Source organism: Cupriavidus pauculus, from assembly GCF_008801835.1.
GTDB classification, from domain to species: domain Bacteria; phylum Pseudomonadota; class Gammaproteobacteria; order Burkholderiales; family Burkholderiaceae; genus Cupriavidus; species Cupriavidus pauculus.
Window position 1 is genome coordinate 1 of sequence record NZ_VZOW01000068.1, and the last position, 7077, is coordinate 7077.

Sequence of the window (7077 nt, forward strand, 5' to 3'; positions counted from 1 at the left end):
GCACATCAACCTCACCGGCGATTACCTCTGGCGCAGCAGCGCCAAGATCGGCGCGGGCAAGTTCAGGCCGCTACGACCGCTGCAACCGGCTTAGCGTGCTTTATTTTCCGTTTTCTGAGGCGACCCCAACCGGGCCTGCTGGTCCTCGAGCTGGCTACGCAGCGTCTTCACTTCGGCTTCAAGCCCCAGGTTGACGGTTGCCAGGGACTCAGCGCGCGCGGTGGCGGCCGCCGCTTCGGACTCCAGCTCTTCGCCCCGCTGTGCGAAGACCTGCTCACCGTGCTCGATGGCGAGCGCCCAGAGGGACAGCATCGCATTGGCAACGGCGGGCGGGAGTGCGGCGCTCAAGGCGTCGACGCGCGCCTGCTCATCCTTCCAGAGCTTGAGTTCGTCGTTGATCGTCGTCCGGCTGCCCTGGCGGATTTCCGCGTAGATCAGGTCGACGGTGAGTTCATGTGGGCGTCGGCCGGCAGCAACGAGCCGCGCGGCGGCTTCACGGGTGCGAAAGCGGGTATTGCTGATGCGGCTCATTGGAACTAAACCTGAAAAGTGCTCCGGGAGCTGGGTTTTGAACTAAAATCTTCATGTATATGATGGTATCACATTATATATATAACGATGTCTTCTAGAAATTTACGATAAGACCGATAATCGTAAGCATCCCAGGTGTACGATGCGAGACCCTGCCGAAAAATCGCGTCAGTCCATGAACCTGCCCGCCACCGAGCCTGTTGTCCCCCTCATGCTGCCGGCCGCACTGGACGGCCACGACGGCACGAATCGCGCGCGCGGCGCTAACCGACAGATCACGGCCGATACCGACCTTGAGGCCGTCCGCCTGTGGCTTGCCGAGTACGCCAGCTCGCCGCACACGCTGCGCAGCTACCGCAAGGAAGTGGTGCGGCTGCTCGTCTGGGCGACGCGCACGCTGGGCAAGCCGCTGTCGAGCCTTACGCGCGAAGATTTCCTGATTTACGAGCAATTTCTTGCCGCACCGTCCGCAAACTGGGTCGATCCCGTCCTGCCACGGCGCGGGGGCACGCGGCGGCTGTTCGACGGGCCGCTTTCCGAGCGCAGCCGGCGCCAGGCCCTCGGTATCCTTTGCGGGCTGCTCAATTACCTGGTGGCCGCCGGATACCTTGCCGGCAATCCGCTTGCACTGCGGCGCTCGTCCTCGGCAATGCCGGCACGGACCCGCCGCATTGAACGTTACCTCGATCACGCGCTTTGGCAGGTTGTGCTGGAATCGATGGAGACCTGGCCGCAGGCCTCCGCGCGCGAGCGCCAGCACTACGAACGCAGCCGATGGCTGATCCGGCTGCTGTACCACACCGCATTGCGGGCAAGCGAAGCCGCCAACGCACAGGCGGCGGACTTCTTCCAGCGTCGCGGCCGCTGGTGGCTGCACGTCATCGGCAAGGGTGGCGCCGAGGGCGAGGTACCAGTCTCCGACACCCTCATGGCCGACTTCGCACGCTACCGCGCATTCCATGATCTGGCACCCATGCCCTTGCCGGCCGAAAGCACGCCGGCCGTCATGAGCATCGCCGGCGACGCCAAGCGGCACCTGACGCCGACGGCCATCTACCTGATTGCCAAGGAAGTGTTCCGCCGGGCCGCCGACACCCTCGAGCCAACCGATCCGATCGGCGCGGCCACACTGCGCCGGGCCTCGACGCACTGGCTGCGGCACTCGGCGGCTTCGCATCAGGCCGACGCCGGCACTGATATCCGCTTTATCCAGAAGAACCTTCGCCACGCCTCGATCGAGACGACCGGGATCTACTTGCACGCCGAAGATGACCGCCGGCATGCCCAGACCACTCAGGCGGGGTCAGAACCGGAAGCCGCTGCCGTACCGGCCGGGAGCCTCCCCGCGTAGAATGCTCCCCGCGTTGTCAACCTCTGAATCCCTCAACCGATGTCTGTCTCCTACGATCCCCGCCAAATTGCGGAATGGCTGGACTCCTACACGGTGTCCAAGGCTCGCTCCTATGCGAGCGCTGTCTCGGAGTTGCGCTGGATCGACGAGGATACCTTGGCGGGACTGGTGCAAGGCACCCGTACGCGCCCGTATGACGTGCGTGCGTATTTCCACGACATCGACGAAGACATGTGGGTGGAGGGAGAATGCACGTGTCCGGTCGGCGTTGACTGCAAGCACGTGGCAGCGCTGTTGATCGCCGGCCTTGCGCACCAGCCGAAGCCATCGGCCGCCGGCGTGCGCGCGGAACTGGTGACCTGGCTGGAAAATTTTCGCGCTCGACGCACGGCAGCCAATCCCGCTGCCAAGAAAAAACCAGCCAAGGCCACGCATGCCCTGGCCTATGTGATCGGGCAATCGTATCGCGGCTGCGAGATTTCCCTCTACAAGGCCCGCGTGGGGGCCGACGGTACGATTCGCTCGGTCGACGATCGGTGGCAGAACGTCGAGAAAGCGCTGGTCGAACCGCCGAAATTTGTTTCCGAGGAGGATCTGTCGATCCTGCGCGGATTGTGGCTGGGCCGCTCGCATGCCGCCTATACCGGTGGTTTTGCTCTGCAGGGCGCAACCGGCGCCGCCATCCTGGAAAAGCTCATCGCCACCGGGCGTGCATTTACTTCCTTTGTTCCCGCAGGCGCCCACTACCCCGGATCACACTGCCCGGTGCACTGCGGATCAGAGCGCGGCGCAAAGATGACCTGGCAAGCGCAACCCGACACGCGCGTGCGGCCAGTCTTGCAGGCCGAGCCACCCGCCACCCTGTTGCTGACGACCACCCAGCCCTGCTGGTATGTGGACGCGCATTCTGGCGAAGCTGGCATACTCGCCATGCCGTGGCCGGCGGAACAGGTCACGGATTTCCTGTCGATGCCGGCCATCACGCTGGACGAGGCGGCGCTCGTTGGCAATGTGTTGCGTGAAGTCGCCCCCGACCTACCCATGCCGCCCGCGCCCGACGCGTCGTCCGTGCAGGTGATCGACACCGTAGCGACGCCCGTACTGACTCTCGACACCTTGCCGACCTGGTCAGTGTCGCCACTGGATTTTGCGACGGTCAGTTTTGATTACGCAGGTCACAGCATCCCTGCAAATAGCAGCACCACCCTCGTTCGCACTGCTGGCAGCGAGGTCATCCAGATCAAAAGAGACGCCAATCTCGAGCGGAAACGTCAGACCGAGTTGCAAAAGGCGGGCTTCAGAAAAATTCCGGCCAACCGTGCATATGGTTACAAACCGTTTCCAGATGGCATCCTCGGCCCCGAAGATGTCGACGACTGGCCGGATCTCATGAAGCTGGTGCTACCCGCACTACAGGCAAGCGGCTGGCGCGTCGTCATGAGCGACGAGTTTCGGCACAACGTGATCGAAATCGAAGCGATTGACGGCAGCCTGCGTCAGACCGGCGACGGCTGGTTTGACGTCGAGATGGGCATCACAGTCAATGGTCGCACGGTGCGCCTGGAGCCGCTGCTAGCAGACCTCTTTCGTCGCGATGAGCGCTGGCTGTCGGGCAGGCTCGATACCATCGCGGACGACGAAGCGATCGACATGAAAACCGACCGCAACGAGCGGCTTCGCCTGCGTGCCGACCGGCTTAAACCAGTCGTGCGCGTGCTGATCGACCTGTTCGACTCGCTCGGCACCGGCATGCGCATTTCCGAGTGGGATGCGGCCCGGCTCCATGCGCTGGATCAGACCGGGCGCTGGCAGTTTGACGGCGACGCATCGATCCGGCAGCTCGCGCAGCGCTTGATGGCGGGTCCTGGGGTGACAGACGTGCCGGTACCGCGTGGCCTGAAGGCCGAACTCCGTACCTACCAGCGTCAGGGTCTTGCCTGGATGCAGTTCCTGCGCGAACACGGGCTGTCCGGCGTGCTCGCCGACGATATGGGCCTCGGCAAGACCATCCAGGCACTTGCGCACATCCTCACCGAAAAGGAACGTGGCAGGCTGGACCGGCCTGCGCTGATCGTCGTGCCAACGACCCTCATGCACAACTGGTGCGAGGAAGCGCAGCGCTTCACGCCGAAGCTGCGCGTCCTGGATCTGCACGGGCCCCAACGCCACGAGCGCTTTGACCAGATCGGCAAGCACGATCTCATCCTGACCACCTACGCCTTGCTGTGGCGTGACGAGGAAGTTCTTGCCAAGCACGACTTTCACCTGCTGATCCTAGACGAGGCGCAGTACGTCAAGAATGCCGCCACCAAATCCGCCGCAACCATCCGCGAACTGCGTGCAAGACACCGCCTTTGCCTGACAGGCACGCCGCTCGAGAACCATCTCGGCGAACTGTGGGCCCAGTTTGACTTCCTGCTGCCTGGCTTCCTCGGTACCCGTCAGGACTTCACCCGCCGCTGGCGCACGCCCATCGAGAAAGGCGGCGATGCTGTTCGACGTGAACTGCTCGCGCGACGCATCCGACCGTTCATGCTGCGTCGGCGCAAGGATGAGGTCGCCGCCGAGTTGCCCCCGAAGACGATGATAGTGCGCACGGTCGAGCTCGAAGGCGCGCAGCGTGACCTGTACGAGACGGTGCGCGCGGCCATGCAGGAAAAGGTCCGTGCGGCCGTCGCAGCAAAAGGCCTCGCGCGCAGCCACATCATCGTGCTGGAGGCGTTGCTCAAGCTGCGCCAGGTCTGCTGCGATCCGCGGCTCGTCAAAATCAGCCAGGCGGCCCGGATCAAGGAATCGGCCAAGCTTGATCTGCTACTCGACATGCTGCCCGAACTAATCGAGGAAGGCCGTCGCATCCTGCTGTTCTCGCAGTTCACCAGCATGCTCGACCTCATTGCGGCGGCGCTGGAAAAAGCTGGGATTCCATACGTCATGCTGACCGGGGATGCCACCGATCGCGTCACACCAGTCAAGCGCTTCAAGCAAGGTGAGGTGCCGCTTTTCCTGATCAGCCTGAAGGCCGGTGGCGTTGGCCTGAACCTGACGGCGGCCGACACCGTCATTCACTACGATCCCTGGTGGAATCCCGCCGTAGAAAATCAGGCGACCGACCGCGCTCACCGTCTCGGGCAGGACAAGCCTGTGTTTGTTTACAAGCTGATCACCGCCGGCAGTGTTGAGGAGAAAATCGTCGCGATGCAGGAGCAGAAGGCGGCGCTTGCCAACGCGATCCTGTCGGAAGATGGCGCCGGCGCCGTCAAGTTCTCCGCCGACGACATCGAGGCGCTCTTTGAGCCGATCCCGGCCGCACCACCTGTTGTGGCACCGGCGGCGAAGCCCCGATCCCGCACCAGGACGGGAACATAAAAATGGCCTTGCCGCGACGCATAGTCGAGGTCTGACCAGCACGAACCCCAATGGCAAAAACGGGCGACAACCAACACGAACAGCGCATCTCGATGGAGATCGTGGTCGACCGCGTACACCGAAGAAGAATGCGCGATGGCGTGGTACTGCCATCTCGAGGACAGTCTGAGCTTTCCATTCGAAGCGCGGGTACGTCAGGCGATGGTGGCCTCCCCGCTGCGCTCAGGTGACAGAGTCTCCGTCTTCAGACTCGCGCATGATCAGTTGTGCCGCGTTGCCATCTTCGTGCACGCACTTTACAACCAGCGTGAACTCGTCGTGCCCCTTGCCCAGCTTGTTCCCGTCCGCGCCGACCAGAGCACGCACCTTGCCGTCTCTGACTGGCACTACTGGCACGACCAAGGTTGCAGCTTCTGCCCCCCGCACGATCTGACATCCCCCGGCATAATCCCCGAGCGCAACTTACAGGGCGCTCGGGCCGTTATCAGGTCAAGTCGCACCCTGCCAGCCCTTGCCTGGTCAGGGGCTGGCGGAAGATTTGCACTTTTCGGGGGATGGGCAGAAATAGCCTACCAGTAGCCGTAGAGGCTTGCCACCACCGCCAGCGCGCGCGTGCGGGTCGCTTCTGACAAGGGCGGCGCGGCGTCCTCCCTGCCGGTCTCCCCGTGCTGCAGCGCGTGCCGGTAGCCGAGCAACCGCTGGCGCGTGAGGTCCGAGAGCGGCCCAAGCTCGTGCGCGCCGCACCAGCGCATCAGGCGGCGCAGTTCGGCGCCATAGGCGCGCAACGTGTGGGGCGAGCGCCCGGTTCGGTCGCGCAGGAAGAGCGCCAGCGCCTGTGCATCGTCGGCGGCGCCGAGCGTGTTGGCCGCCGCGTGCGGCTGGGCGAAGCGGCCGGCGCGCGTGAGCCACGCGTGGTCAGCAGGGCCGTAAGCGGCCAGCCACGGGTTCGCCGCGACAGCTCCCCTCGCTTCCGCGGCGGTCGGCACCGTTGCTTCGCTCGCTAAGGCGGCGGTGGACCGGATGCGGCGCCGGTGCGTGTGCAGCAGCCGCGCGAGGACCGTCTCCGGGCGGGGCGCCAGATCCGCCGTCACCGTGCGCAGGCGCCCGCGCTCCCAGTATTCGACTGCCCCATCGTGCGCCAGCAGCAGCTTGAGCACGGTCGGCTGCGCGGCCTTGGCGTCGGCCAGCGAGCCATAGCGGCGCTTGACGCGCGCCAGCGTCCAGTGCGCGTAGACCGGGTGCCCGAGTGCCTCCGCCAGGTAGGCGAGGGCCGCCGCGACGGTGGCCGGCAGTGGGCGCGGCGGCACCGCGCCCGTATCGATCCAGTCGGCCGGCTTCATGACTGGGCGGTCCGCTTGGCGGCCGCCTTGCCCGTCGATCTGGGCACGCGCGTCTTGGCCGCTGGTGGCGCCGCGGCCAGGGTCGCACGCAGCAGCTCGTCGAGCTGGGCGCGCTGGCTGGCGGTGACGGCCTTGAGCGCGCTCGCCTCGCCCGCGGCGGTCTGGCGCGCGGCCCGCTCGCTGGCCAGGTCGGCGTCGAGTCGTGCGCGCTCGTCTTCCAGCGCGGCGATGCGCCGCTCGGCGAATTTGAGTTGGGAGGCCAGTTGCGCGCGCTCGGCCCGCACCGCGTCGCGCTGGTGCGCGGTTTCCTGCAGGAGCTGCTTCGACAGCGCCTCGTAGCGCGCCTGGGTGGTGGCGATCGCCTCGGTGTGGGTGCGCTCGCCCGCCGTGGCGCGCTCCTGGGCGGTCGCCAGCGCCGCCTCGAGCTCGCCCCGGCGTGCGGCTTGCTCATCGGCGCGCGCGCACGCCGCCGCCTGGGCGGCGCACGCT

The 7077-nt window shown here is 65.4% G+C and carries 4 protein-coding genes and 2 pseudogenes; 3 read left to right on the forward strand and 3 right to left on the reverse strand.

Annotation, left to right across the window (positions count from 1 at the left end; all coding sequences use genetic code 11):
- Positions 1-120 precede the first annotated feature (120 nt).
- Positions 121-531, reverse strand: a pseudogene (locus tag F7R19_RS29085) (DNA-binding protein); the annotation flags it as partial.
- A 175-nt stretch (positions 532-706) separates the two neighbouring features.
- Between F7R19_RS29085 and F7R19_RS29090 the strand changes: the two are divergent.
- The 3 genes from F7R19_RS29090 (at position 707) to F7R19_RS29100 (ending at position 5827) form a co-directional block, all read left to right on the forward strand.
- On the forward strand, positions 707-1882 hold the full coding sequence (locus F7R19_RS29090) for a tyrosine-type recombinase/integrase (RefSeq protein ID WP_008646544.1): 1176 nt from the start codon (positions 707-709) through the stop codon (positions 1880-1882).
- A gap of 39 nt (positions 1883-1921) precedes the next feature.
- Entirely contained in the window at positions 1922-5248 is a 3327-nt protein-coding gene (locus F7R19_RS29095; protein ID WP_008646539.1) for a DEAD/DEAH box helicase, read from the forward strand.
- Positions 5249-5383: 135 nt separating this feature from the next.
- Entirely contained in the window at positions 5384-5827 is a 444-nt protein-coding gene (locus F7R19_RS29100; RefSeq protein ID WP_223277442.1) for a calcium-binding protein, read from the forward strand.
- Here the strand turns inward: F7R19_RS29100 and F7R19_RS29105 are convergent.
- Entirely contained in the window at positions 5818-6588 is a 771-nt protein-coding gene (locus F7R19_RS29105) for a site-specific integrase (RefSeq protein ID WP_020206395.1), read from the reverse strand. The genes F7R19_RS29100 and F7R19_RS29105 overlap by 10 nt on opposite strands.
- Positions 6585-7077: pseudogene (locus F7R19_RS29110) on the reverse strand (DNA-binding protein); the annotation flags it as partial. The pseudogene F7R19_RS29110 and the gene F7R19_RS29105, both read right to left, overlap by 4 nt.